This is a genomic window from Campylobacter sp. RM5004 (assembly GCF_022369455.1).
Classification (GTDB): domain Bacteria; phylum Campylobacterota; class Campylobacteria; order Campylobacterales; family Campylobacteraceae; genus Campylobacter_E.
Window position 1 is genome coordinate 135,518 of sequence record NZ_CP059599.1, and the last position, 25,145, is coordinate 160,662.

Sequence of the window (25,145 nt, forward strand, 5' to 3'; positions counted from 1 at the left end):
AAAACTTACCAAGAGGTACATATATGTTAAATAGCTTACATTCAGGAAACAGATTAAGGGTGGATTTTTCAAACGTTCCACAACAAATTGAGATTCCAAATCTATTACAATTACAGCAAAAAAGCTTTGATTATTTTTTAAATATTGGTAATGAAAACAGAGAAAGTGGTATAGAAAAAGTTTTCAAATCTTTCTTTCCTGTTAGTGACTCTCAAAATAGATTAAGTTTAGATTACGTATCTTGTGAATTTGTAAAACCAAAATATACAGTTAGAGAATGTATGGAAAGAGGTCTTACATATGCAGCGAATTTACGCGCAAAAATACGTTTAACGCTATATGATAGAGACGAAAAAACTGGAGAAAAAATCGGCATAAAAGATATTAAAGAACAAGATATTACTATTCGTGATATTCCTTTAATGACTGATAGAGTTTCTTTCGTTATCAATGGGGTTGAAAGAGTAGTTGTAAATCAACTTCATAGAAGTCCAGGTGTTATTTTCAAAGAGAGTGAAGAAGGCAATAAGCTTTTATATTCTAGCCAAATTATACCTGATAGAGGTGCTTGGATTTATTTTGAATTTGATTCAAAAAATATTTTATATGCAAGAATTAATAAAAGAAGAAAATTCCAAGCTACTTTACTTTTAAGAGTTTTAGGCTATAGCAAAGAAGATATAATTCAATTATTTTATCCTATTCAAACAATTACACTTAAAAAGCATAAATTTTATACAAAATTTGATGTTAATTCATTAGGTGATAGAGTAGAATTTGATTTAGTAAATGAAAAAGGTGAAGTAGTTCACGAAGCAGGTAAAAAATTAACTAAAAAGAAAATTAAAGAATTAGAAGATTCGGGATTAAAATTAATTGAATATCCTGTTGATATATTAGCAAATCGTCAATTAGCTGAACCTGTTTATGATAAAAACACAGGCGAGTTATTGTTTGATACTTTAACAATGCTTGATGAAGATAAATTAATAGCACTTGTTCATAATGGTAGTGATTTTAAAATAGCAAATGATGTTGGGTCTGGCGTAGATGATTCAATGTTAAAAACTCTTCAAAATGATTTGGATATGTTTAAATCATTTAAGCGTTCTGAAAATTATGAAACTGAAGAAGAATTTGCAATTGCAAAAATATTTAGAGTATTAAGACCTGGTGATCCTGTTGTTTTAGATGCTGCTAAAACATATATTTTAGACATGTTATTTAACCCTGAAAGATACGATATCACAAGAGTTGGTCGTATGAAAATGAACCATAAATTAGGTCTTGATGTTCCTGAATATGTTACAGTTTTAACAAGAGAAGATATAGTAAAAACTATTCAATATCTTTACAGAATAAAATCAGGTCGTGGATATTTAGATGATAGAGACCATTTAGGAAATAGAAGAATAAGAGCTATTGGAGAGCTTTTAACAAATGAGCTTCATATAGGTTTTGCTAAAATTCAAAAAGGTATTAAAGATAAGTTAAGTTCTATCACAACTCCTATTGAAGAGTTAATGCCAAGTGATTTAGTTAATTCAAAAATGATTACTTCAACTTTACTTGATTTCTTTACAGGTGGTCAACTATCGCAATTTATGGATCAAACTAACCCATTAAGTGAAGTTACTCATAAAAGAAGATTATCAGCACTCGGAGAAGGTGGTTTAGTAAAAGAAAGAGCAAGTTTTGAGGCTCGTGACGTTCATACAACTCATTATGGAAGAATTTGTCCTGTTGAAACACCAGAAGGACAAAATATCGGTCTTATTAACTCACTTTCTACTTATGCAAAAGTAAATGATTTAGGCTTTGTTGAAGCGCCTTATAGAAAAGTTGTAGATGGAAAAGTTAGTGATGAAATTGTATATTTAACAGCAACTCAAGAAGAAGGAATTTGTATTGCTCCAGCTTCAACAAAAGTAGATGAAAAAGGCAATATTGTTGATGACTTGCTTGAAGCAAGAATTGACGGAGAAACAATATTAGCAAAGCGTGAAGATATAGGACTTATAGACCTTACTTCAGGAGCTATTGTTGGACTTGCAGCTTCTTTAATTCCTTTCTTAGAGCATAACGATGCTAACCGTGCTCTAATGGGTTCAAACATGCAACGCCAAGCAGTTCCTTTATTAACAGCAACAGCTCCAATAGTTGGAACAGGTATGGAAAGAGTAGTTGCAAGAGATGCTTGGGAAGCTATAAAGGCAAAAAGAGCAGGTAAGGTAGAAAAGGTTGATAGTAATAATATCTTCATTCTTGGAGAAGATGAAAATGGTTTATATATTGACCATTACAAGTTAGAAAAAAATCTAAGAACTAACCAAAATACAACATTTTCACAAAAGCCTATTGTAAGAAAAGGTGATTTAGTAAAAGAAGGACAAGTAATTGCAGATGGTCCATCTATGGATCAAGGCGAACTTGCTATTGGTAAGAATGCTTTAATTGCATTTATGCCTTGGAATGGTTATAACTACGAGGATGCTATTGTAATGAGCGAAAAAATGATCCGTGAAGATGCATTTACTAGCGTTCATGTTTATGAAAAAGAAATAGAAGCTCGTGAATTAAAAGACGGTGTAGAAGAAATAACTCGTGATATTCCAAACGTAAAAGATGAAGATGTTGCTCACCTTGATGAAAGCGGAATTGTAAGAATAGGAACACATATTAAACCAGGAATGATTTTGGTTGGTAAAGTTTCTCCTAAAGGCGAGGTTAAACCAACTCCTGAAGAAAGATTATTAAGAGCTATTTTTGGTGAGAAAGCAGGTCATGTTGTAAATAAATCTTTATATGCTGGAGCTAGTGTTGAAGGTGTTGTAATTGATGTAAAAGTATTTACTAAAAAAGGACACGAAAAGGATGCACGTGCAAAAGCAGCTCAAGATGCAGAACGCTTAGTATTAGAAAAAGACTATCATGATAGATTATTAATGATGGATAGAGAAGAAAATCTAAAAATTGCTAAGCTATTAAAAGAAACTCCTTTAGAAAAAGCTGAAACCATTGGTGGAACTTCTTATAAAAAAGGAGATATTGTAAAAGAAGAAGATTTATCTAATTTAAATCGTTTTGCAATAGGAAGTATTATTAAAGCTTATCCAAAAGATGTTCAATCATATTATGAGAATTTAAAAAATCATTTCCAAAATGAAAAGAAAAATTTAAAACAAGAGCATGATGAAAAGCTAGAAATATTAGAAAAAGATGATATTTTACAAAATGGTATTGTAAAACTTGTTAAAGTTTATATTGCTACTAAGCGTAAATTAAAAGTAGGGGATAAAATGGCAGGTCGTCACGGAAACAAAGGTATTGTTTCTTGCATAGTTCCTGAAGTTGATATGCCATATTTACCTGACGGAAGACCTGTTGATATTGTTCTAAACCCACTAGGCGTTCCAAGTCGTATGAATATAGGTCAAATTTTAGAGAGCCATTTAGGTTTAGTAGGTCTTAGATTAGGAGAGCAAATTCAAGAAATTTTTGATGCAAAAAGAGCTGATTTTATAAAAGAATTACGCCAAAAAATGATTGATATTTGTGATATTTCAAGACTTATGGATGCTAAGGTATATCTAAAAGATATGAGTGATGAAGAATTTATTCGCCATGCAAGAGATTGGAGTAAGGGCGTTAAATTTGGTGCTCCTGTTTTTGAAGGTGTTACAGCAGCAGAGTTTAAAAAGCTATTTGAAATGGCTAAAATTGATATGGACGGCAAGAGTGAATTATACGATGGCCGCACAGGCGAGAAGATGAAAGAGCGTGTAAATGTTGGTGTTATGTATATGCTTAAACTTCACCACTTAGTAGATGAAAAAGTTCACGCAAGAAGTACAGGTCCATATAGCTTAGTAACACAACAACCAGTTGGTGGTAAAGCATTATTTGGAGGTCAAAGATTTGGAGAAATGGAAGTTTGGGCTCTTGAAGCTTATGGAGCTGCTCATACTCTAAGAGAAATGCTAACTATAAAATCAGATGATATTGATGGAAGATTTGCAGCATATAAGGCATTAGCAAAAGGTGAAAATGTAACTTCAGCTGGAATTCCTGAAACATTTTTTGTTCTTACAAACGAGCTAAAATCATTAGCTTTAGATGTTGAGATTTATAAAGAGGATAATGATAATGAATAAAAAATATAAAAAAATCCAACTTAATGAAGAAGAAAAACCAAGTCAATTTGATGCCATAGGGTTTAAAATAGCAAGCCCTGAGGCTATTCGTTCATGGTCTTTTGGTGAAGTAAAGAAACCAGAAACTATCAATTATCGCACACTTAAGCCAGAAAGAGATGGCTTATTTTGTGCTAAGATTTTTGGACCTATTAGAGATTACGAATGCCTTTGTGGTAAATATAAGAAAATGCGTTTTAAAGGCGTTAAATGTGAAAAATGTGGTGTTGAAGTAACTACAAGTAAGGTAAGAAGAACAAGAATGGGTCATATTGAGTTAGTTACTCCAGTAGCTCATACTTGGTATTCAAATGCAATTCCTGCAAGAATTTCAACTTTACTTGACATTTCAACAAAAGATTTAAGCCGTGTTTTATACTATGAAGCTTATATTGTTGAAGCAGTTGGAGATGCTCATACAGCAACTTATGATGATAATAAAAAAGTTTCAAAATATAGCGTAATTAGTGAAGAACAATTCCAAGTATTAAATGAAAGATATGAAGATACAGGCTTTAAAGCTAGAATGGGTGGAGAAGTAATTCATGACTTATTAGCTGAACTTGATTTAGTTGATATGGTAAGAGAACTTAAAGAAGCTTGCGAATTAGCTCCAAAATCAAAAAAACCTGCAATTGTAAAAAAATTAAAAATTGTAGAAAGTTTTTTAGCTAGTTCTCAAAGTGGAGAAGGAAATCGCCCTGAGTGGATGATGATTACATGCTTACCTGTTTTACCACCTGATTTACGCCCATTAGTTTCACTTGATGGTGGAAAATTTGCAGTTTCTGATGTGAATGATTTATATCGCCGTGTAATCAATAGAAACTCTCGTTTAAAAAGATTAATTGAACTTGATGCGCCTGAAATTATTATAAGAAACGAAAAAAGAATGCTTCAAGAAGCAGTTGATTCTTTATTTGATAACGCTAGAAAGCAAACAGGTGCTGCAAAAGGTGCAAACAAAAGAACACTTAAATCACTTACTGAAATTATTAAAGGTAAGCAAGGACGCTTCAGACAAAACCTACTTGGAAAGCGTGTTGACTTCTCAGGTCGTAGCGTAATTGTTGTTGGTCCAAAACTTAGAATGGATCAATGTGGATTGCCAAAACAAATGGCTTTAGAATTATTCAAGCCACATTTATTAGCTAAACTTGAAGAAAAAGGCTATGCAACTACTGTTAAACAAGCTCATAAAATGATAGGCGAAAAGACTAATGAGGTTTGGGAATGTCTTGAAGAAGTTGTAAAAGATCATCCTGTAATGCTTAACCGTGCGCCAACACTACACAAGCTTTCAATTCAAGCTTTCCATCCAGTATTAGTTGAAGGTAAAGCAATTCAGCTTCATCCTTTAGTTTGTGCTGCATTTAACGCTGACTTTGACGGCGACCAAATGGCTGTGCATGTTCCATTAAGTCAAGAAGCAATAGCTGAATGTAAGATATTAATGCTTAGCTCAATGAATATTTTATTACCAGCAAGTGGTAAAGCTATTACGGTTCCATCACAAGATATGGTTTTAGGTATTTATTATCTATCACTTGAAAAAGCTGATGCAAAAGGTGCTAATAAGATTTGCACAGGTGTTGATGAAGTATTAATGGCAATGCAAACAGGCTCACTTGATATTCACGCAAGTATTAAATCAGTTGTAAATGGCAAAAGCATTAAGACTACAGCAGGTCGTTTAATTATTAAATCAATTTTACCTGATTTTGTTCCTGAAGAGTTATGGAATAAAGTTTTAAAGAAAAAAGACATAGGCGCATTAGTTGATTATGTTTATAAAAATGGTGGCTTAGAAATTAGCGCAAGTTTCCTTGATAATCTTAAGAATTTAGGATTTGAGTATGCTACAAAAGCAGGTATTTCAATTTCTATTGCTGATATTATTGTTCCAGAAGAAAAGAGCGATAATATTGAAAATGCAAAAGCAAAAGTAAGAGAAATTCAAAACTCATTTAACCAAGGTCTAATTACAGCAAGCGAACGCTATAACAAAATTATTGATATTTGGAAAAATACAAATAATGAGCTATCAAAGAATATGATTAACCTAATGAAAAATGATAAAGCAGGATTTAACTCAATTTATATGATGGCTGACTCAGGTGCAAGGGGTTCAACTGCTCAAATTTCACAGCTTGCAGCAATGCGTGGTCTTATGGCTAAACCTGATGGTTCGATTATTGAAACTCCTATTACTTCAAACTTTAGAGAAGGTCTAAACGTTCTTGAGTACTTTATTTCAACTCACGGAGCTAGAAAAGGTCTTGCAGATACAGCGCTTAAGACTGCAAGTGCTGGACACTTAACAAGAAAGCTAATAGATGTTGCTCAAAATGTTAAGATTACAATGCATGATTGTGGAACTCATGAAGGTATTGAAGTTAGTGAAATTACGGCAGATGGTGTTGTGGTTGAAAACTTACACGATAGAATTATCGGAAGAGTTTTAGCAGATGATGTAATTGATCCAATTAGCAATGAAGTATTATTTAATGAAGGCACTTTAATTGATGAAGTAAAAGCAAAAAGTATCGTTCAAAGCAATATCAAATCAGTTACTATTAGAACTCCAATTACTTGTAAAGCTAAAAAAGGAATTTGCGCTAAATGTTATGGAATTAGCCTTGCAGAAAGTAAGCTAGTAAAAACTGGTGAAGCTGTTGGTATTATTTCAGCTCAATCAATCGGTGAGCCAGGAACTCAGCTAACACTTAGAACTTTCCACAGCGGAGGAACTGCTACAACTGATATGCAAGATAGACAAGTAGAAGTTAAAAAAGAAGGTTTCATAAGATTTTACAATGTTCAAACTTACACAAACAATGAAGGTAAGAAAATCATTGCAAATAGAAGAAATGCAAACATACTTTTAGTTGAGCCAAAGATTAAAGCACCTTTTGATGGAGTGGTTTCTTATATCAACTCTCATGATGATATAACAATCGTTGTAAAATCAGGCAAAAAAGAGCAAAAATACATCCTAAGAAAGCATGACGTAGCTAAGGTTAATGAATTAGCCGGAGTTAGTGGAAACTTACTAGGTAAATTATACTTACCATATAAAGAAGGTGATAAGGTAGTTGAAAACGAAAGTATCGTTGAAGTAATTAAGGAAGATTACAATATTCCAAGACGTATTCCTTATGCATCAGAGCTTAAGATTGAAGATGGTGCGCCAATAGCTCAAGATATTAGAGCAAATGCAACAGGTAAGATTAATTACTTTATCCAAAAGAGCGATGGCTTAGAAAAAATTGAGCTTAAAAAAGGTCATATTGTAAATGAAAAAGGCTTATTTGTAATTATTTCAGATGGAAATGACAGAGAAGCAATTCGCCATTATGTTCCAAGAAAGTCTAAAATTGAGTTTGCAAGCAATGAAATAGTAAAAAATGCAAACGATTTGATAGTAACAGACGCAAGCAAAGAAAGTCATATAATTGCTGAGTGGGACCCATATAACAACCCTATAATTGCAGAAAGCGATGGCGTTGTTAGCTTTGTTGATATTGAACCAGGATTTAGCGTTGAAGAGCAAACTGATGAATTAACAGGAAATAGTTCTTTAGTTGTTAATGAATATTTACCAGCTAGTATGAAACCAGCTATTATCATTACAAAAGATGATGGAAGTACAATAAGATATCAATTAGAGTCAAAAACCGTTATTTATGTAAATGATAATCAAAAGGTAAAAGTAGCTCAAATTTTAGCTAAGACACCAAAAGCAGCAACTAAGTCAAAAGACATTACCGGAGGTCTTCCAAGGGTAACTGAATTATTTGAAGTAAGAAAGGTTAAAAACCCTGCTACTTTAGCTGAAATAGATGGTATTGTAAGATTAGGACAAGCTAGCCGTATGAGACAAATTATTACTATTGAAGGTGCTGATGGAAGTTTAGTTGAGCATACTATTGATAGACACAGCCAAATTCAAGTAAGAGATGGCGAAATGGTTCATGCGGGTGAGCGTTTAACTGATGGAACAATTACAAGTAATGATATTTTAAGAATATTAGGCGAAAAAGCATTACACCATTATTTAATTAGCGAAATTCAACAAGTTTATAGCGGTCAAGGTGTTGCAATTTCCGATAAACATATTGAAATTATTATTTCGCAAATGCTAAGACAAGTAACCATTATTGATAGTGGCGATACTAAGTTCATAGTAGGTGATGTTGTAAGCAAGCGTAGATTTGCAGAAGAAAACGAAGCTGTTATGAAGTTTGGCGGACAACCTGCGATAGCTGAGCCAAAACTAACGGGTGTTACTCGTGCATCAGTAAGTAGTGATAGTATTATTTCAGCTGCGTCATTCCAAGAAACTACTAAAGTTCTAACAGAAGCTAGCGTAACTGGTAAGATTGATTACCTAGAAGACTTAAAAGAAAACGTTGTTTTAGGTAGAATGATTCCTGTTGGAACAGGTCTTTATTCAAGAGCAAAACTTCAAATTCGCAAAAACGACTAATAAATAGGGGGTAAATGCCCCTAACTTAATTCCTATTTCAAATTCTTTTAAAATTTTGTGGAATTTGAAATAGGAATTTAAATCCTTTTATCATATAAATTCCCACCATTTTTATAAGCTAAAAATAAAGCTAATAAATCTCTTTCATCTTTAATATTATGAATATCAAGTTTACTTAAAATATCTTTCATACTCTCACTCACATCAATGCCTTTTACTTCTATGGCTTTGAATGATTTTTCTTCTTTAGCTTGTTCTTCTTTTTCTTCTCTTAATTTATTTTCATCATAAATAGCTTTTAGTTTCAAATATTCTTTTTTAAAGTCTTCTATGCTGATTTCTTCATTTGCAAATAACATTTCTAATCTATTATCATTATCTTCAAAAGATTTTTTAAATTTTTTATCACTTAAAGATAGTTTGTCAATGGGATTTTCTTTTAAAAATTCTAAAAGTTCTTTTGAATCATCGTTATTTTGATAAAAAGCTCTTTGATATATTGAATTATTTTCAAATTTAAACAAAGGTTGAACTTCTAGCTTTAGTGCTACAACCCAAGCAGGATCACTACTATTTATTGTAAGCGAATCTTTTGTGCTTAATATTTCTTCGTTTGGATCTTTTCCATAAGTAATTATTCCTTTTAACATTTCGTTTTCTAAGGCTTCATAAATCTTGCTATCTTTTTCGTAAGCTCCTATTTTACTAAGCACAGCATTAGGATCATATGTGCCCCACTCATCTTGCGGGGCGTCTTTTAAAATCTTTGCGATTTGTTCTTTTAAATTATTTTGATTTGCTTTAGAGTTTAGATTGTTTATTGATGTTTGATTTATAGAATTAATTTGCATTTTTACCCCTTTTATTTAATATCGGTAAGTTTTGGAAAAAATTAATATTTTTTAACGAATTTGAAATAGGAATTACAAAATCAAAAGCATTTATTAAAATCACACAAATTTATCTTAGATATGAATACATTTTATATTTAGCATTGAAACAGCTTTATTTAATGGTGTATTTAAAAAAGATATAGATTTTTCACAAAAAACGAATTTACAAATATTCATATTTATATAAATATCGTTTTTATTTGCTTTGTTTGGCGTTTTAAACTTTTTGATATTTAACTATTAGTGTCGAGTAAAACTTAATTTAATAATTAATCATTATAGATATTTAGATTTAGGAGTTTATTTGTTTGTATTTTAGTGCAATGAGAAGCTTTTTATAACCTCTCATTGCCCCCTTCCTTTTTTTCTTAAAATTATCTATACTTCCTTCTTTCAAATTTTGTCATAGGTTCTATGTTTGGATCTATGGGGTAAATACAACCAAATAATCCTAAATCAATAACAACAAGTACCCAAAAAATCCAACCATTTATTGATTCATAAAAATGAAACAGTATATAAGTTAGTATACAAAAAGCAACTAAAAAGACAAATGAAAAAATCCTTTCATATTCGTAAGTAATTTCAGCTTGACAACCTCTACATACTTTTACACCAAATCTTAATTCTTCGTCACAAAAAGGACATATCATCGTTTTTGTATTGTTTGACATAATTGTCTCCTTTTTTAATTTTTTTAGAAAAATATATGAAAAGAAACAACAATTTGTAAATATTTTTAAATTTTTGTAATAATTGAGATTATTTAAGTTTTTATTTTTTGCGTGTAGTGATATTAGGATTTATAGAAAGAAATTTATCTAATGTAGCTAATTATTAGACCTTGATAAAACACTTAGAAATCCTTATATAATATATAAAGTATGTAAAGTTAAGGTGTTTAGAAAATATTATAATACGCTAAAAGGAGTAAGTTGCAAAAACTAATGTAAAGTTATTATATTGCTTTTAAGCATAATTAAACTTTACGCTTAAAAGCAATTCCTATTTTAAATTCTTTTAATTAAAAGGAACATATTTTGCTACTTCTTATCAAATAAAGGAGAGCAAATGATAATAAATGATAGGATTGTTCTTAGTTCTTACACTAAGACAAATAATTTAAAAGATAATAAAAACGCTTCATTTGAAGAAGCCTTGCAGGCTCAAAGTAAAGCAGCAAACACTATAAATGATGAACTAATTAATAAGTGTATATCAAATGCTGAAGATGATTTTGCTTGGTCTATGTTTGGTTGTTGTACTTACTTTCCAACCGAATGGCATACTCCTAGAAAAGATAAAGAATTAGATAGCGAGTATTTAAATAGAATTCCTAAAGAAGATGTAGGGGTAATGATGTTCCTAGAAGCTTGTGGAGAAATTGAAACTAGGAAATTAGATCCAATTAAAAATAATTTAGACGAACAATTTTTTAAAAGAGCAGAAGAAGTATTAGAAAACTATCAAATCACACCTGATTTAGAATTAAAAATAATTGAATTTGCTAAAAAATCATCAAAAGAATTTATGCAGAAATATGATGCACCTGCAGGAAATATTGGACTAAATCACCCTAAATTACAAGCTATTTTTAACAAACATGGAATTTCAATGGATGAATTTGTAGATAAAGAAAAGCTAATGAAACAAAGCTTTAAATTTGATTTTGATAAAGAAAAGGATAAATTATTTGATGAACTTTTAAAACTAGGGGAAAACAATAAAATAAGATTAGGAATTAGTTAATTCCTAATTCTTAAAAATAGGAATTAATTTCCTATTTTTTAGCGCTTTTTGGGGTGCAAAGCATATTTATATAGCGACCTTCAAATAAAGGAGCTTTATCCATATTTGCAATTTCGCTAATTTCTTCATAAATTTTTAAAAGTAGTTCTTCTCCTGATTGTGGATTGCTTAATTCACGACCCTTTAAAAACACTCTAAATCTAACATGCTTCCCTGATTTTAAAAACTCAACCGCATGTTTAACTTTATAATTAATATCATTTTGAGCAATTTTTACAGAAAGTTTTATCTCTTTAACTTCTACTACTTTTTGCTTTTTCTTAGCATCTTTTAGCTTTTTTTCTTGCTGATAACAAAACTTACCGTAATCCATAATTTTACAAACAGGTGGCTTTGCATCTTTTGCGATTAATACCAAATCAAGTCCTAAACGATTAGCAAGAGCATTTGCTTCATCACTGCTAATTATCCCATACTGAGTGCCATCATCACCTATACATCTTACCTGTGCTAAATCTATTTCTTCATTTAACAATACATCTTTTTCTTTACTCAAAATACTACCTCGTTTTGTTTTTCTTTAATTAGTTTCAAAAATTCCTCCATTGTTAGTGTTGATTGTTGTTTAGCTCTTCTATCTCTTAAAGCTATTTGATTGTTATTTACTTCTTCATCACCGATTACTGCAATAAATGGCACTTTCATCATTTCTGCATTTCTTATTTTTTTACCTAAGGTATCATTTTTTTCGTTAATATCTGCATCAACTCCTAGCTCTAATAATGCCTTTTGTAATGCTTTTGAATACTCAATGTGTTTTTCTCCAACTGGTAAAATCATCACTTGAATAGGTGCTATAAAGAATGGCAATTCTCCTGCAGTGTGCTCAAGCAATATTCCTAAAAATCTTTCAAAACTTCCAAGCAATGCACGATGTAGCATTACAGGGCGTTTTTTCTCATTGTTTTCATCTGTATATTCAAGCTCAAATCTTTCTGGCAAGTTAAAATCTACTTGAATAGTCCCGCATTGCCATTTTCTTTTTAACGCATCTAGTATTTTTATATCAATTTTTGGACCATAGAATGCTCCACCACCTTCATCAACACCATATTTTATACCTTCTTCATCTAAAGCTTCTTTTAACGCTGTTGTAGCGATTTCCCAAATCTCATCGCTTCCGATTGATTTTTCTGGTTTTGTTGAGATTTCTAGTTCCCATTCAAAGCCAAAAGTTGTCATAATCTTCTTGGCAAAATCTAAAATCTCTTTTACTAAGCCTTTTATTTGACTTGGCATACAGAAAATATGGCTATCATCTTGAGTAAATTCACGAACTCTTAAAAGCCCATGTAAAGCCCCACTCATTTCGTGGCGATGAACCATTCCGTATTCAAAAAACTTAATAGGTAAATCTTTATAACTTCTACCTTCACTTTTATAGCAAAACACATGACCTACGCAGTTCATTGGCTTAATGCCATATTCTTGCTCATCAATTCTAGTAAAATACATATTTTCTTTATAATTATCATAATGTCCACTAATTTTCCAAACGCTTGAATTAAGTAATTCAGGACCTCTTACAGGCTCATAAAATCTAGTTCTATGAGCTTTATATAAAATATGCTCTAATTTACTTCTAACTCTTGCACCATTTTTAAGCCATAATGGTAAGCCACCGCCTATTTGTTCGCTAAATGTGAATAATTTTAAATCATTTCCTAGTTTTCTATGATCTCTTTTTTTAGCTTCTTCTATCATTGTTAAATAATCTTTTAAAGCTTCTTTTGTTGCAAATGCAATACCATAAATTCTAACTAGCATTTCATTTTTTTCATCGCCACCTAAATATGCACCTGCTAATTTTGTAAGCTTAAAGTTTTTAAGCATTTTTGTATGTGGAAGATGTGGCCCACGGCAAAGGTCAGTAAATTCGCCTTGAGAATAAGTGCTAATCTCTCCACTTAGACGGCTTAATACTGCTTGTTTTAATTCATCGTTTTTAAACATTTCACAAGCTTTTTCATAGCTCATTGTATTTTTTACCATAGGAGAGCCTTTTTTTGAAAGCTCTCTCATTTTATCTTCAATAACTTTTAAATCTTCTTCACTAATTTTTTCATCAACTTTAAAATCATAATAAAAACCTTCATCAACACAAGGTCCTACGAAAAACTTAGCATTTTTATATAATTTTGTAATAGCTTCTGCTAAAAGGTGAGCACAGCTATGGCGAATGATTTCAAGTGCCATTGGGCTATCATCATAATAAATTGGCTCAAGCCCTACTCCATCAGTGCTTAAAGTATCATAAATATTTTTGTCTTTATCGTAATATCCTATTATTTCCATTATCAATCCTTTAAATTTTTATAAATATCATCAAGATTTTTATACAAACTATCATAATTTATTTCATCTTGTTCTAATAATTCATATAAAATCACATTATCTTCTTTACCATTCCAAAGTTTTTTATAACTTCCATCTTTGTAGCCATTATCTTGGCGAAATTTATTTAAAACATTTTTTCCAATGTAGATTTTATAAAGTCTGTTAAACTCTAAATCACATTTGCAAGTAAGGTGTAAAAATGTATTGCATATATCGTTTATATTAACAATTTTAGCGCTGCTAAAATGTATTAATTCTCTTGAATATTCTAAGATTTCATTTAGATTTTTATCAGTTTTGTAGAATTTAAAATCGGAAATTGTATTTTTTAATTCTATTTGTTTATTTTGCATAATAGCAAGACTTAAAATAAAATGCCAAATATCAACAAGTTCTATTTGAATATTTTCTAAATCCCAACTAGCATTTATGCTTTTCCAGTGTTTCCACGGCATAGAATCAACAAGCTCAGCACATTCCATATAAATACAACGAGCAAAATCAATTAAGCGATTTTCTTTTGTAAAACCTTTTGTCCAATCATTGCCACAAGTAGCTATATTTAAGCTATTTTGTAGATTAAGCATTTCATCAATCAAACTTAGTTCTTTCATTATCCCTTCTATATAAAAAAATATTAAAATACTAGCAAAATAAACTAACAATCAAGCGTAGTGATAAAAATTTTTTTAACCTGTGCTTTGAAATATAAATAATCATCTTTAAAACTAACTTCGCAAATATCATTACTTTTTGGATAAATTGTAGCCTTTTCATCAACTAATTTAAGCATTCTAGCATAATAAAAACAAGCATTCATTCCAGTCCCACAAGCTAGAGTTTCTCCAACTCCACGCTCATAAGTTCTAACATATAAAACCCCATCTTTAAAAGTTGAGTAATTTACATTAGCATCATATTTTTCTCTTAAATATTTTGCGTTTTCTTCATTGTAATTTTGCACTCCATCAAGGGTTACTAAATGTGGCACACCTGTATCAATTAGACAAAACACATTGCCAAATTCCACTAAATTTTCATGAATAATCTTAGCTTTAGTAAGTCTAATTTCTACAAAATCATCATTATAGATATTTGCTTTTATTATTCCTGCACCTGTTAAAAAACTCATTTTCTCTTTTGCTAAATTATTTGAGTAGGCAAAATGAGCTGCTGCTCTTGCTCCATTTCCACACATTGAAGCACTTGAGCCGTCTTGATTATAAAAACCCCATGAAAAATCATATTCTTTATTTTCTTCTTTTTTAATAGCAATAAGCCCATCAGCACCTATTCCACTGTATCTATTACATAAATTTTTAGCTAAATTACTTAGATATTTTGAGTCTAAATTATCACTTTTAAAAATAATAAAATCATTGCCATTTGCGTAGTATTTATGAAATTCCATGTTTTTCCTTTAAATTTTTTATAAGTTTTAGCGAATTTTCTTTAAAATCTTCTAAATTATCATCGTTTTTGATTAGATAAGTTGCGTGTTTTATTTTTTCTTCAATATTTAGCTGAGAATTTAGTCTAAGTTTTGCTTCATCTAAACTTAGATTATTTCTACTCATTAGCCTTTTTAAAGACAAGTCATAAGGGCAATATATAACGATTTTATTAAGCAAAAAATTATAATTTCTATTTTCAAAATAAAGAGGAATTTCTACAAAAATAATTTTATGTTTTGAGTTTTTTATCTTTTTGATGATTTCTTTTTTTATTTTTGAGTGCATTATTTTTTCTAATTTTTTCTTTAAAATTTTATCTTTAAAAACAATACTAGCTACAAGCTTTTTTTTATCTTTTAACGAAAGGAATTTGAAATCGGAATTACAAATCTTTAATTTTTTAGCAATTTGTTTAGATTTGTAACGAAATACAATATTAGAAATTTCATCAGCATTTATGCAAAAAATACCATTTTTTCTAGCGTAATTTAAAAATGTTGATTTTCCACACGCAATGCTAGAAGTTACTACATAAACATTTTTTAATTTTAGGTCTTTTTTTATCTTATTTTTTCTTAGCAAAATTGACTCTTTTTATCATTATCATAATATTATTTTATAACAATATTATTAATTTTTCTTAAGCCTAATTTTAAGGCAATTTAGTATTATTTAGGTTACTCAAAATTTTAAATAAGGAGGCAGTCTTGGAAAACAAAAGAAGAGCGTTTCTTAAAAAGGCTCTAAGCGCTGGTGCCATTGGTGCTGTTGCTAGTGTTAGTTTAAACGCTGCAGTAAGCACTGAAAACAACACCTCAGGCGTAGTAGCTGGACGTGCAAAGAAAAAAGAAGTGTTATACAAAAAAACCCTTCACTGGGAAAAATTTTACAAAATTGCATATTAATTAAAAGAAAGGAAAATAAATGCGTAAAAGTATAAGCAGAAGAAGCTTTTTAAAGCTGACTGCTATGGCTGGTGCAACTACTAGCGCATTCGGTGCTACTACTGCTACCGTTAAGGCTGATGAAAATGTAAAAATGCCTTACGAAGGAAGCAAAATAGTAAGAACTGTTTGTACAATTTGTAGTTCAGGCTGTGGTATTGAAGCTGAAGTTCATAACGGCGTATGGGTAAGACAACATAATGCAATAGACCATCCACATTCTTTAGGAAGTCATTGCTGTAAGGGAATTGATCAAATTGATTTAACTAAATCAAAATGTCGTGTTAAATTTCCACTAAAAAGAGTTAATGGTAAATGGGAAAGAATTAGCTGGGAACAAGCTGTAAATGAAATCGGCGATAAAATGCTTGAAATCAAAAAAGAAAGTGGTCCTGATAGCGTAATGTTCTTAGGCTCAGCGAAATTTAACAACCAACAAGCTTATTATTTTAGAAAATTTGCAGCATTTTGGGGAACTAACTCAATAGATCACGTTGCTAGAATTTGACACAGCGCAACAGTAGCCGGTGTGGCTAATACTTGGGGATATGGCGCTATGACAAATCACTTTGGTGACGTTGTAGGTAATACAAAATGTATGATTATGTTTGGTGCAAATACAGCGGTAGCAAACCCTATTGGATATAAGCATATTTTACAAGCAAAAGATAGAAATAATGCTCCACTAATCGTAGTAGACCCTGTATTTACAAGAAGTGCAGCTCACGCTGATATTTATGTAAGAATTCGTCCTGGAACTGATATAGCTTTCGTATATGGAATGCTAAATATCATTTTTGAAAATGGTTGGGAAGATAAAGAATTAATTAAAGATAGAACTTATGGTGTAGATTTAATCCGTGAAGAAGCGAAAAAATATACTCCTAGCGAAGTTGCTGACATTTGTGGATGTAGCGAAGAAATTTTACATCAAGTAACAAAATTATTTGCAACTACAAAACCAGCTACACTATTCTGGTCGCTTGGTATTACTCAACACTCAGTTGGTAGCTCAAATACTCGTATCTTAGCTATTTTACAATTAGTGTTAGGAAATATCGGTAAGCCTGGTGGTGGAACAAACATTATCCGTGGTCACGACAACGTTCAAGGTGCTACTGATATGGGCTGTTTAGCTGATACACTTCCAGCATATTATGGATTAGCTGAAGGTGCTTGGAAGCATTTTTGTAATGTATGGGGCGTAAAATATGAAGATATGCAAAAACGCTTCGTAGATGATAGTGCAAATGGCGGTAAAAAATGGATGCACGAAAAAGGCTTTAGCTTATCAAGATGGTGGCAAGGCGTTAAAGGTGTAACTCCTTATGGAAGCGATACAACACATTCAAATGCTCCTGTTAGAGTTCTTTGGGTTCAAGGAACAGGAATTACTTCAATGGCTCACACTGTTAAAATTCAAGAAGCACTTAAAAAACTTGATTTAATAGTAGTAGCTGAACCATTTGTAAATGAGGTTGCTGTTTTAGCAGATCGTCCTGATGGTATTTATATACTTCCTGCGACAACTCAATTTGAAACAGAAGGTTATGTAACCGCAACAAACCGCTCAATGCAATGGAGAAGCCAAGTTATTAAGCCTATTTATGAAAGCAAAGAAGATCATGAAATTATGTTTATGTTTGCTAAGAAATTTGGTTTTTATACAGAATATACTCGTGGTATGAAACTAGAGCTTCAAGACCATAAGTTAGTTCAAGTAATCCCTGATGATCAAGATGCTAAATGGCCTGATGATGCAACAAGAGAGATGAGTAACGGACTTTTATCAATAGGTCTTCGTGGAATTAGCGCAGAAAGACTAAGAAAACATCAAGCAAACTGGGCAAACTTTGACCCTAATACGCTAGAAGGATTAGGTGGCGAAGTAAAAGGTGAATATTACGGACTTCCATGGCCTGTATGGGATAAACAACACCCAGGAACTCCAATTTTATGGAACCCAAATGTGCCTTATGAAAGAGGTGGAATGGGCTTTAGAAATAGATTTGGACTTGAGCATAATGGCGTTAGTCAATTAGCAGATAGTAACTTTACTCCTGTTGGTTCTAAAGTTAAGGGAGGTTTCCCACAAATTGATAAAAATAATATAGAAAAAGTTTTCGGAATCAAATTAAGCGATAAAGAAAAAGAATTAATGGGTGGCTCATGGAGCACTGATATTTCAGGAATTATCCTAGAAAAATGCCGTGAGAAAAGTGCTTGTTGTTTAGGTAATGCAAGAGCTAGAACAATAGTTTGGGAATTTAGCGACCCAATTCCAAAACACAGAGAGCCAATTCACTCACCAAGATGGGATTTAGTTCAAAAATATCCTAGCTTTGATGATCAAACAACTCCAAATTTCCGTGTTACTACAATGTATAAGAGCGAGCAACAAAGACAAGACTGGAGCAAGGACTTCCCTGTTATTATTAGCTCAATGCGTTTAGTGAATTTAAGTGGTGCTGGTATGCTTGAAAGAACAAGTAAATACCTAGCTGATATTACACCTGAAATGTTTGCCAATGTGCATCCTGAACTTGCTATGAAGCATAATATTGGTGATGGTGAAATGATGTGGATACATTCTCCACAAGGCACTAAGATTAAAGTAAAATGCGTGCATAATAGAAGCGTAACTCCTGATAGAATATGCTTACCTTATAACTTCTCGGGTGTTTTACAAGGTGTGGACTTAAGCCATAACTATCCAGAAGGAACAAAGCCTTATGCAATAGGCGAAATGTCAAACACAGTAACAAACTACGGGTTTGACCCAAATACGCAAATTAGCGAATACAACGCTGGACTTTGCAGAATTGAGAGGGCTTAATAAATGGCTAGAATGAAGTTTTTTGTAGATAAAAATCGCTGTATTGGTTGTTTTGCTTGTCAAGTTGCATGTTCAAGCGGACACGAAGTTCCTGTTGGAATTAAAAGAAGAAAAGTAATTACCCTAAATGACGGAATTGAAGGCAAAGAAGTATCAATGACTATTGCTTGCCAGCACTGCACAGATGCACCTTGCGCGCAAGTTTGTCCGGTTAAGTGCTTTTATATCCGTGAAGATGGTATTGTATTACATGATAAAAAAGTATGTATAGGCTGTGGATACTGCTTATACGCTTGTCCATTTGGCGCACCACAATTCCCAAGAGATGGTGCATTTGGAATTAAAGGCGAAATGGATAAATGTACAATGTGTGCTGGTGGTCCTGAAGAAACTAACAGCGAAGCTGAAAGAGAGCTTTATGGACAAAACCGCATAAGCGAAGGAAGAGTGCCGATTTGTGCTGCTGTATGTGCTACAAACGCACTTTTAGTTGGAGATGAGAGTGAAGTTTCTAACGTTTATAGAAAGCGTGTTTTAACTAAAAACGCAAATGTTAATCTAAGCAATATGTTTATTTAAACTTTAGCCCCTTTTTTAGGGGCTAATTCCTATTTCAAATTCTTTTATATTTATGAAGGAATACAATGAATGAATTACAAGAATTTATAAAAACTTTTAAAAGCGTAAATATCTCAAGTCTTAGCATTGATAATAAAGTCCTTTGCTCTTATGCTCCAATAATTTTTAAAAACAATGAAATGTTTATTTTCATAAGCGAAGTTGCAAAACATTTTGCAAATATTAAAAATAACCCTAACAATGTAGAAATAATGTTCTTAGAAGATGAATGCAAAGCTGCAAGCATATTTGCTAGAAAAAGACTAAGCTATCAAGTTAATGCAACGATAGTTGATGACAGAAAAGAAGAATTATTTGAAGCATTAAAAGAAGTTCATGGAAATGAAGTAGAAGTGTTTAAAACCATGCTAGATTTTCACTTTATAAAGCTTAAAATTAAAAGCGGAAGATTTGTAAAAGGCTTTGGCAAAGCTTATGATATTGATACTTTCAATAATTTAAGTCTAGTAAATACCCCTCATAAAACAGCAAAAAATTAAAAGAATTTGAAATAGGAATTTCAACTTCTGAATTAATATTTGCACTTATAAAACGCTTTTTTTGTTTAATTATTACCTTAACATACTAGTATTTTGAATACCCAAAAACTCAATTAAAAACCATGTGCTTATTTTGTTTTTTTATATTTTCACTAAATTGCAATTTTCATTGCTTGTATTTTATTAATAGATAAACCAGCAATAGAGAATATTAAAAATTATTATATAAATCATTTATTTATAAAACTAATTAGGCTTTTAAATCTAGCAGTTTATAATCTTTAAGCTCATCAATTAGCTTTATACTAAACTCGCAAAAATCTTCTAAAGTATTTTTATCTTTTAATTCTTTTTCTTTATCTTCATTTATTTTTAAAGCATTTGAGTTTTTAAATAGTTTTATATCTTGCTTTAGTTTTCTTATGTGATTATTTTCTTCATTTATTGCGTATTCTTTTAGCTTTGGATTAATTTCTATTTTTTCTTTTTTATCTTTTAATTCTTCTTTTGCTTGATTTAAGTTTTTAAAGTATTCGTTTTCATCTTCAATATATTGTTCTTTTACTAATATTTCTCCATCTTTATCTTTATCAAAAAATATTCTATTATTAATCATTTTTGAAATAGTGTTTATGTTTTTTTCGCCAAATTCATTAATGTCTTCTTCTAATATTTTGTCTTTTTTCACAATCTCGCTTAAGACATAAATCCCATCTTTATTCTCATCAAAATAACAGACATCAATTAAAGTATTCATCAACTCTTCACTATTTAAAACCCCATTATTATCACTATCACTTTCAAGATAATTTAAATCAAATGCAATTTCACTAAACCAACCCGCTACATAATTAGCCGCATCGCCTTTTAAAATAGTTTTTCCATTTTCTTCTAAAAAATCATTTTTATTAAAAAAGCTTTTTAAATCTTTTAAAATATCTTTATCTAAGCTAATTCCTACGCTTTTATTATCAAGGCTAAAAAATACATTTAATTCTTTATCACTTGTTTTATATTCAAAATTATTTGTTTTTATATCTTGTCTTATTTGGCTTAGATTAATAGTGCTATTTACATTTTTTATTTTATGTAGGCTAGAGTTTAAGAACCCTCCCATATCGCAAATACTTAAATCCATTTTTATTCTCCTTTATTTAACTTATATCGGTTAATTTGATAAAAAATTGATAAAAAAAATATATAATTTAAATATTTATTTTAAGGAGAGTTTATGAAAAAGATATTATTAAGTTTAGCTTTAATTTCGGGTTTATTTGCTGTTGATATTAATAGTGTTGATAAAGCTTGCAAAAGTCAAGACCAATCAACTTGCGCTGCCGAGCTTGCGAACTTTTGCAAAGAAGATTTAAAAGCTTGTTATCAATATTCAAAAGATTTATGTGCTAAAGATAATTTTAGTGCTTGTTTAATGACAGCTACTGCAAATGTAAAATTAATACAAACACAAGCAATTGATACTAAAGAAGCTTATGTTGATGCTCAAAAAGCTATAAGTAAATTATGCGAATTGCCTGCTGTAATAGCACAAGGTGTATCATCTCATGAAAAATTTTGCGTTTTAGCAGGCGATGGAATGTTCTTAAAAGATGCTAAAGATTACGGCTTAGAAGCAAATCCACAAAAAGCCTTGAATTATTATAAAAAAGCTTGTGATGCTAATTCTAATATAGGTTGCAAAAAATACGAACAATTACAAAAAATTATTAAATAAGTAAGTTTTGTAATTCCTAATTCAAATTCCACATTAATTATTAGAGAATTTGAATTAGGATTTTTAGTGTTTATAGATTATTAAATTTATCAAAAAACTCAGCTAAGCCGTCCTTAAAGCCATTTAAAATCTTTTCATCAAAATATGTAAGCGTGAAATAGCATTTGCCTTCATAATAAGCATAAGAAACGCCTATTCCATTTTCACAAACAGGATGAAAATAAAAAACATCAACGAAGTTTGATTTACCTAATGAGCTTGTTGAAACAATGGTTTCGCAAGTATTTTTATACATTTTAGAATTAAAAAATTCTTTTGCGTATTTGTTTTCAATGCAAGGAATGAGAGTTTTTAATCCTAATAAATGTCTATCAATTCCGCAAGCTTTTTTGCAGTCTTTTATGCGAGTTTTATGCTCATTATTTGCCTTAACAAAATCATCTTTATTAAAGCTTTTTAAAGCAGCTTGTAGTTCAAGGCTAATAGCTCTTACGCACTCAGTCCTACCATAATCATAATCTCTCATATCAACAGCTTCGTATTGACATACGTATTTTTTATAAGCATTTTTGCTTGCATTTACAATTGCAGCTTGCAAAATAAAATCTTTTGAAAAGCCAAAATCCTTTGCTAAATCAAAGCTAAAATTAGCATTAAAGCTTAAATTGTTATAAGCTTTTAAGCCTTCTTGAATGCTTTTTATATATTCATCATCAAAATATTGCTCCACAAAATAAGGCTCTTTTAATTCATTTGGACTTATTAGATTTGTATCAATATATTCTAAAATATATGCAATTGTGCCACCATCTAAGAAACTATGTTCGGCATTTATATAAATATTCTTGTTTTTTTCATTATAAATAAAATTAAGAGTTTTATAATGATAGCAAGGTGCGTGATATTGCATATAATGAACTTCTTCGTTAATGCTATTAAAGTCTTTATTGATAATACAAATATTAAATCTTGAGTTTTCTATCACTTCAAAAAATGGATTATAATCTTCGTATTTTTGATAAAGCTTTGCAGCATCATCACTATTTAATAAACTAAGATGAGCAAAACTTATAGGTTTTGTAATATCTTTAAAATTATTTTTAAGTCCTGTATTTTTGCAAATATCTACCTTGTATAAATTATTATTATGAAGAACGCTAAAAAATCTTGTATTTTTATAATTTAGCCTAAATTCATCACTTAAAGGCTTAGGAATTCTAGCTCCACCTTTTAAAATATCAAATTGTCTAGGAAAAATCTCATCTCCACGAGCTGTTTTATACTCTAATTTACCTTCTTCATAAGCTATTATTAGATTTGAAAATGTGCAAATAAAATCATTTAAATCATATTGTTTAGGTAATTTAAAGCAAAAATTACTTGCAATTGCAAGCGGCGCTCTAGTGCTAAGATATGATTTAGTCCAGTTGCGTTCAAGATAAGAGCTTTGCATTAATTCATCGTATTCAAGTAATTTTTCTTGTAAAACAATAGCATCATTTGCAAAAAACTTATCGCATAAATCTTCATTAAAATCATCATAAGCTTTAGCGTGCTTAATAAAATTAGCCTTGGTAATCTCAAGGCTAGGAATATTTAACTTTTTCATTCTTTCTCCATTGCTAGCTTTATGCTCCATACAATAAAAATAATAGTTAAAGTAATAAGAGAGCTTTCAATTAAATTAGAGCTAATATCAGTATTTACATAATAAAACATAGATTTTTCATCAAGAATTTTTACAAAATTATTCATTTGTTATCCTTTCTAATCTGCTTAATAAATGCAGCACCCATAATAAACAATAAATACACAAAAGGAAAGCCAGTAAATGAACCCATAGCTTTAATTCCTTCAATCTTACCTGTAATTACAACAGCAGAAGCAACAATAGCCATTATTATGCACCAAAATGCAGCTTTTACTTTGCTTTCATTCTTACCATCGTTTGTCATAATTCCAAGCGAAATTGCTGCTGAAGTAATAGTTGTAATTACGAATGATACGAATAAAAATACGGTAATTATTTGAGTAAGTTTTGTAAATGGAAAGTCTTGCAATATTCTATAAATTGTGCCTTCATAGCCGTTTGAGTTTGCCATTGCTACTATTTCTTTACTCATTTGAACTTCATCTAATAAACCATATCCACTAAATACGCTAAACCAAACAACCATAAAGCCCGTTGGAATTAAAGTTGAGCAAAGAATAAATTCTTTTAAAGTTCTACCCCTTGAAATCTTTGCTAAGAAAACCCCAACAAAAGGAGTCCAACCAATCCACCAAACAATATAGCTTAATGGATACCATACAAGCCAATCACGGCTTTTGAATATATATAATTCAAAACTATGTGGGATAGTATCTGTTATGATTTTTCCTATTAAAGTTGTAATAACGCTTACAAAATAATGCGTTGGTCCTGTAAAGAATACAAATAATAATAAAGCAATAGCAAAAATCATAGTCCAATCGCCTAAGAATTTCATACCTTTTGCAATCGGCAAAATAGCAGCAAGCGTAAATGCAGCAAATAAAGCTATCATGATAGCCATTTTCCAAGTCATTGAAGTAAAATCGCCACCATCTGTGATAATTTTTAAACCACTACTAATTTGTCCTGTAGCCATTGCAATACTTGCAGTAACCGATAAAGCAATACCAACAATAGCAAAAACTAAAATAAATATAGCAAGTGGTTTAGCAAATTTTTTATCTTTAAAACCAATTCTAACGCAAGAATCAGGGCTAAAAGAACCGCCGTGTCTATAAGCAAAATAAGCAACAACTACACCGCCAAAAGTATATAAAGCCCAAGCAGGTAAGCCCCAAACAAATAAAGAAATACTCATAGCATTTTCCATAGCTTGTTGCTGGTCAAAATTGCCATTTATTCCAATAGGAGCACTTTGATAATGCCAAAGAGCTTCAAGTGGTCCATAAAACACAATCCCAACACCAATTCCAGCAGTAAAGAGCATACTCATCCATGAATATGTAGAATATTCAGGTTCGGCATCTCCTAGCTTTATTTTGCCGTATTTTGAAAATGCAAAATAAAATCCAAGCCCAAGCCCAAGCAAAGGCAACCAAATAATAAACCAATCAAACACAACGTAAAAAAATTGAGTGCTTGAAATAATAAAATTCGTAAGCTCCTTTGGAAAAATAATTGCAAAAATAGCAATGATAATTACTATCGGAGCACAAATTAGAAAAAGCTTATTCTTTTCCATAACTTTCCTTTCTTTTAATTAAATAATTTTTTTAAAATTATATTAAGATTATATAACTTTATCCATAAACTAAAATTAATTTATATATTTTGAAATATAAAAGT

General features: G+C 30.8%; 19 protein-coding genes. 8 read left to right on the forward strand and 11 right to left on the reverse strand.

Features of this window, described 5'->3' with window-relative positions:
* The first annotated feature begins 23 nt into the window (after window positions 1-23).
* The gene (gene rpoB, locus AVANS_RS00710; RefSeq protein ID WP_239817754.1) at window positions 24-4,154 is read left to right on the forward strand and encodes a DNA-directed RNA polymerase subunit beta; all 4,131 of its coding nucleotides are present in this window, start codon (window positions 24-26) and stop codon (window positions 4,152-4,154) included.
* Complete coding sequence (rpoC, locus tag AVANS_RS00715) at window positions 4,141-8,682, forward strand: DNA-directed RNA polymerase subunit beta' (protein ID WP_239817755.1); 4,542 nt, start codon at window positions 4,141-4,143, stop codon at window positions 8,680-8,682. The genes rpoB and rpoC overlap by 14 nt, the downstream gene beginning before the upstream one ends.
* A 77-nt stretch (window positions 8,683-8,759) precedes the next feature.
* Here rpoC and AVANS_RS00720 read toward each other — a convergent pair whose 3' ends face one another.
* Together AVANS_RS00720 and AVANS_RS00725 are read right to left on the reverse strand one after the other, a co-directional pair.
* Complete coding sequence (locus AVANS_RS00720; protein ID WP_239817756.1) at window positions 8,760-9,533, reverse strand: hypothetical protein; 774 nt, start codon at window positions 9,531-9,533, stop codon at window positions 8,760-8,762.
* Between the two features lie 416 nt (window positions 9,534-9,949).
* Entirely contained in the window at window positions 9,950-10,249 is a 300-nt protein-coding gene (locus AVANS_RS00725; protein WP_239817757.1) for a hypothetical protein, read from the reverse strand.
* Between the two features lie 397 nt (window positions 10,250-10,646).
* Between AVANS_RS00725 and AVANS_RS00730 the strand changes: the two genes are divergently transcribed.
* A complete protein-coding gene (locus AVANS_RS00730; protein WP_239817758.1) occupies window positions 10,647-11,324 on the forward strand; it encodes a hypothetical protein in 678 nt (225 codons plus the stop codon).
* A 31-nt stretch (window positions 11,325-11,355) separates the two neighbouring features.
* Here AVANS_RS00730 and infC read toward each other — a convergent pair whose 3' ends face one another.
* The 5 genes from infC to coaE are packed head-to-tail and all read right to left on the reverse strand — an operon-like array spanning window position 11,356 to window position 15,757.
* Window positions 11,356-11,880 (reverse strand): translation initiation factor IF-3, encoded by a 525-nt coding sequence (gene infC / locus AVANS_RS00735; RefSeq protein ID WP_239817759.1) that lies wholly within the window; start codon window positions 11,878-11,880, stop codon window positions 11,356-11,358.
* The gene (gene thrS, locus AVANS_RS00740; protein WP_239817760.1) at window positions 11,877-13,685 is read right to left on the reverse strand and encodes a threonine--tRNA ligase; all 1,809 of its coding nucleotides are present in this window, start codon (window positions 13,683-13,685) and stop codon (window positions 11,877-11,879) included. Before thrS ends, infC begins: the two co-directional genes overlap by 4 nt.
* The gene (locus AVANS_RS00745) at window positions 13,682-14,335 is read right to left on the reverse strand and encodes a dUTP diphosphatase (protein WP_239817761.1); all 654 of its coding nucleotides are present in this window, start codon (window positions 14,333-14,335) and stop codon (window positions 13,682-13,684) included. The genes thrS and AVANS_RS00745 overlap by 4 nt, the downstream gene beginning before the upstream one ends.
* A gap of 44 nt (window positions 14,336-14,379) precedes the next feature.
* Window positions 14,380-15,132: a diaminopimelate epimerase gene (gene dapF, locus AVANS_RS00750; RefSeq protein ID WP_239817762.1), complete on the reverse strand. Its 753-nt coding sequence runs from the start codon at window positions 15,130-15,132 to the stop codon at window positions 14,380-14,382.
* Window positions 15,119-15,757: a dephospho-CoA kinase gene (gene coaE, locus AVANS_RS00755; protein WP_239817763.1), complete on the reverse strand. Its 639-nt coding sequence runs from the start codon at window positions 15,755-15,757 to the stop codon at window positions 15,119-15,121. Before coaE ends, dapF begins: the two co-directional genes overlap by 14 nt.
* Window positions 15,758-15,882: 125 nt before the next feature.
* Between coaE and AVANS_RS00760 the strand changes: the two genes are divergently transcribed.
* The 4 genes from AVANS_RS00760 (at window position 15,883) to AVANS_RS00775 (ending at window position 20,073) form a co-directional block, all read left to right on the forward strand.
* On the forward strand, window positions 15,883-16,080 hold the full coding sequence (locus AVANS_RS00760; protein WP_239817764.1) for a Tat pathway signal protein: 198 nt from the start codon (window positions 15,883-15,885) through the stop codon (window positions 16,078-16,080).
* A gap of 19 nt (window positions 16,081-16,099) precedes the next feature.
* Window positions 16,100-18,955, forward strand: coding sequence for a molybdopterin-dependent oxidoreductase (locus AVANS_RS00765; RefSeq protein ID WP_239817765.1), 2,856 nt, complete (start codon window positions 16,100-16,102; stop codon window positions 18,953-18,955).
* A 3-nt stretch (window positions 18,956-18,958) separates the two neighbouring features.
* Complete coding sequence (gene fdh3B / locus AVANS_RS00770; protein ID WP_239817766.1) at window positions 18,959-19,534, forward strand: formate dehydrogenase FDH3 subunit beta; 576 nt, start codon at window positions 18,959-18,961, stop codon at window positions 19,532-19,534.
* A gap of 65 nt (window positions 19,535-19,599) precedes the next feature.
* On the forward strand, window positions 19,600-20,073 hold the full coding sequence (locus AVANS_RS00775) for a pyridoxamine 5'-phosphate oxidase family protein (protein WP_239817767.1): 474 nt from the start codon (window positions 19,600-19,602) through the stop codon (window positions 20,071-20,073).
* A 250-nt stretch (window positions 20,074-20,323) separates the two neighbouring features.
* Here the strand turns inward: AVANS_RS00775 and AVANS_RS00780 are convergent, their stop codons facing one another.
* Complete coding sequence (locus AVANS_RS00780; RefSeq protein ID WP_239817768.1) at window positions 20,324-21,211, reverse strand: hypothetical protein; 888 nt, start codon at window positions 21,209-21,211, stop codon at window positions 20,324-20,326.
* A gap of 93 nt (window positions 21,212-21,304) precedes the next feature.
* Between AVANS_RS00780 and AVANS_RS00785 the strand changes: the two genes are divergently transcribed.
* Window positions 21,305-21,805, forward strand: coding sequence for a hypothetical protein (locus tag AVANS_RS00785; RefSeq protein ID WP_239817769.1), 501 nt, complete (start codon window positions 21,305-21,307; stop codon window positions 21,803-21,805).
* 70 nt (window positions 21,806-21,875) lie between these two features.
* Here AVANS_RS00785 and AVANS_RS00790 read toward each other — a convergent pair whose 3' ends face one another.
* From AVANS_RS00790 to AVANS_RS00800, 3 genes are read right to left on the reverse strand one after another with little or no spacing between them, the layout of a single operon-like run.
* On the reverse strand, window positions 21,876-23,414 hold the full coding sequence (locus AVANS_RS00790) for a choline/carnitine O-acyltransferase (protein ID WP_239817770.1): 1,539 nt from the start codon (window positions 23,412-23,414) through the stop codon (window positions 21,876-21,878).
* Complete coding sequence (locus tag AVANS_RS00795; RefSeq protein WP_239817771.1) at window positions 23,411-23,560, reverse strand: hypothetical protein; 150 nt, start codon at window positions 23,558-23,560, stop codon at window positions 23,411-23,413. The genes AVANS_RS00790 and AVANS_RS00795 overlap by 4 nt, the downstream gene beginning before the upstream one ends.
* Complete coding sequence (locus AVANS_RS00800) at window positions 23,557-25,041, reverse strand: BCCT family transporter (RefSeq protein WP_239817772.1); 1,485 nt, start codon at window positions 25,039-25,041, stop codon at window positions 23,557-23,559. The genes AVANS_RS00795 and AVANS_RS00800 overlap by 4 nt, the downstream gene beginning before the upstream one ends.
* Between the last annotated feature and the right edge of the window lie 104 nt (window positions 25,042-25,145).

What these genes read in the sequence shown, in the direction of transcription:
- AVANS_RS00725 (WP_239817757.1), bottom strand. Translation starts at nt 10,249, where the DNA reads ATGTCAAACAATACAAAAACGATGATATGTCCTTTTTGTGACGAAGAA.
- AVANS_RS00800 (WP_239817772.1), bottom strand. Translation starts at nt 25,041, where the DNA reads ATGGAAAAGAATAAGCTTTTTCTAATTTGTGCTCCGATAGTAATTATC.
- AVANS_RS00775 (WP_239817767.1), top strand. Translation starts at nt 19,600, where the DNA reads ATGAATGAATTACAAGAATTTATAAAAACTTTTAAAAGCGTAAATATC.
- fdh3B (WP_239817766.1), top strand. Translation starts at nt 18,959, where the DNA reads ATGGCTAGAATGAAGTTTTTTGTAGATAAAAATCGCTGTATTGGTTGT.
- AVANS_RS00795 (WP_239817771.1), bottom strand. Translation starts at nt 23,560, where the DNA reads ATGAATAATTTTGTAAAAATTCTTGATGAAAAATCTATGTTTTATTAT.
- dapF (WP_239817762.1), bottom strand. Translation starts at nt 15,132, where the DNA reads ATGGAATTTCATAAATACTACGCAAATGGCAATGATTTTATTATTTTT.
- rpoC (WP_239817755.1), top strand. Translation starts at nt 4,141, where the DNA reads ATGATAATGAATAAAAAATATAAAAAAATCCAACTTAATGAAGAAGAA.
- rpoB (WP_239817754.1), top strand. Translation starts at nt 24, where the DNA reads ATGTTAAATAGCTTACATTCAGGAAACAGATTAAGGGTGGATTTTTCA.
- AVANS_RS00730 (WP_239817758.1), top strand. Translation starts at nt 10,647, where the DNA reads ATGATAATAAATGATAGGATTGTTCTTAGTTCTTACACTAAGACAAAT.
- AVANS_RS00745 (WP_239817761.1), bottom strand. Translation starts at nt 14,335, where the DNA reads ATGAAAGAACTAAGTTTGATTGATGAAATGCTTAATCTACAAAATAGC.
- AVANS_RS00785 (WP_239817769.1), top strand. Translation starts at nt 21,305, where the DNA reads ATGAAAAAGATATTATTAAGTTTAGCTTTAATTTCGGGTTTATTTGCT.
- AVANS_RS00790 (WP_239817770.1), bottom strand. Translation starts at nt 23,414, where the DNA reads ATGAAAAAGTTAAATATTCCTAGCCTTGAGATTACCAAGGCTAATTTT.
- AVANS_RS00720 (WP_239817756.1), bottom strand. Translation starts at nt 9,533, where the DNA reads ATGCAAATTAATTCTATAAATCAAACATCAATAAACAATCTAAACTCT.
- AVANS_RS00780 (WP_239817768.1), bottom strand. Translation starts at nt 21,211, where the DNA reads ATGGATTTAAGTATTTGCGATATGGGAGGGTTCTTAAACTCTAGCCTA.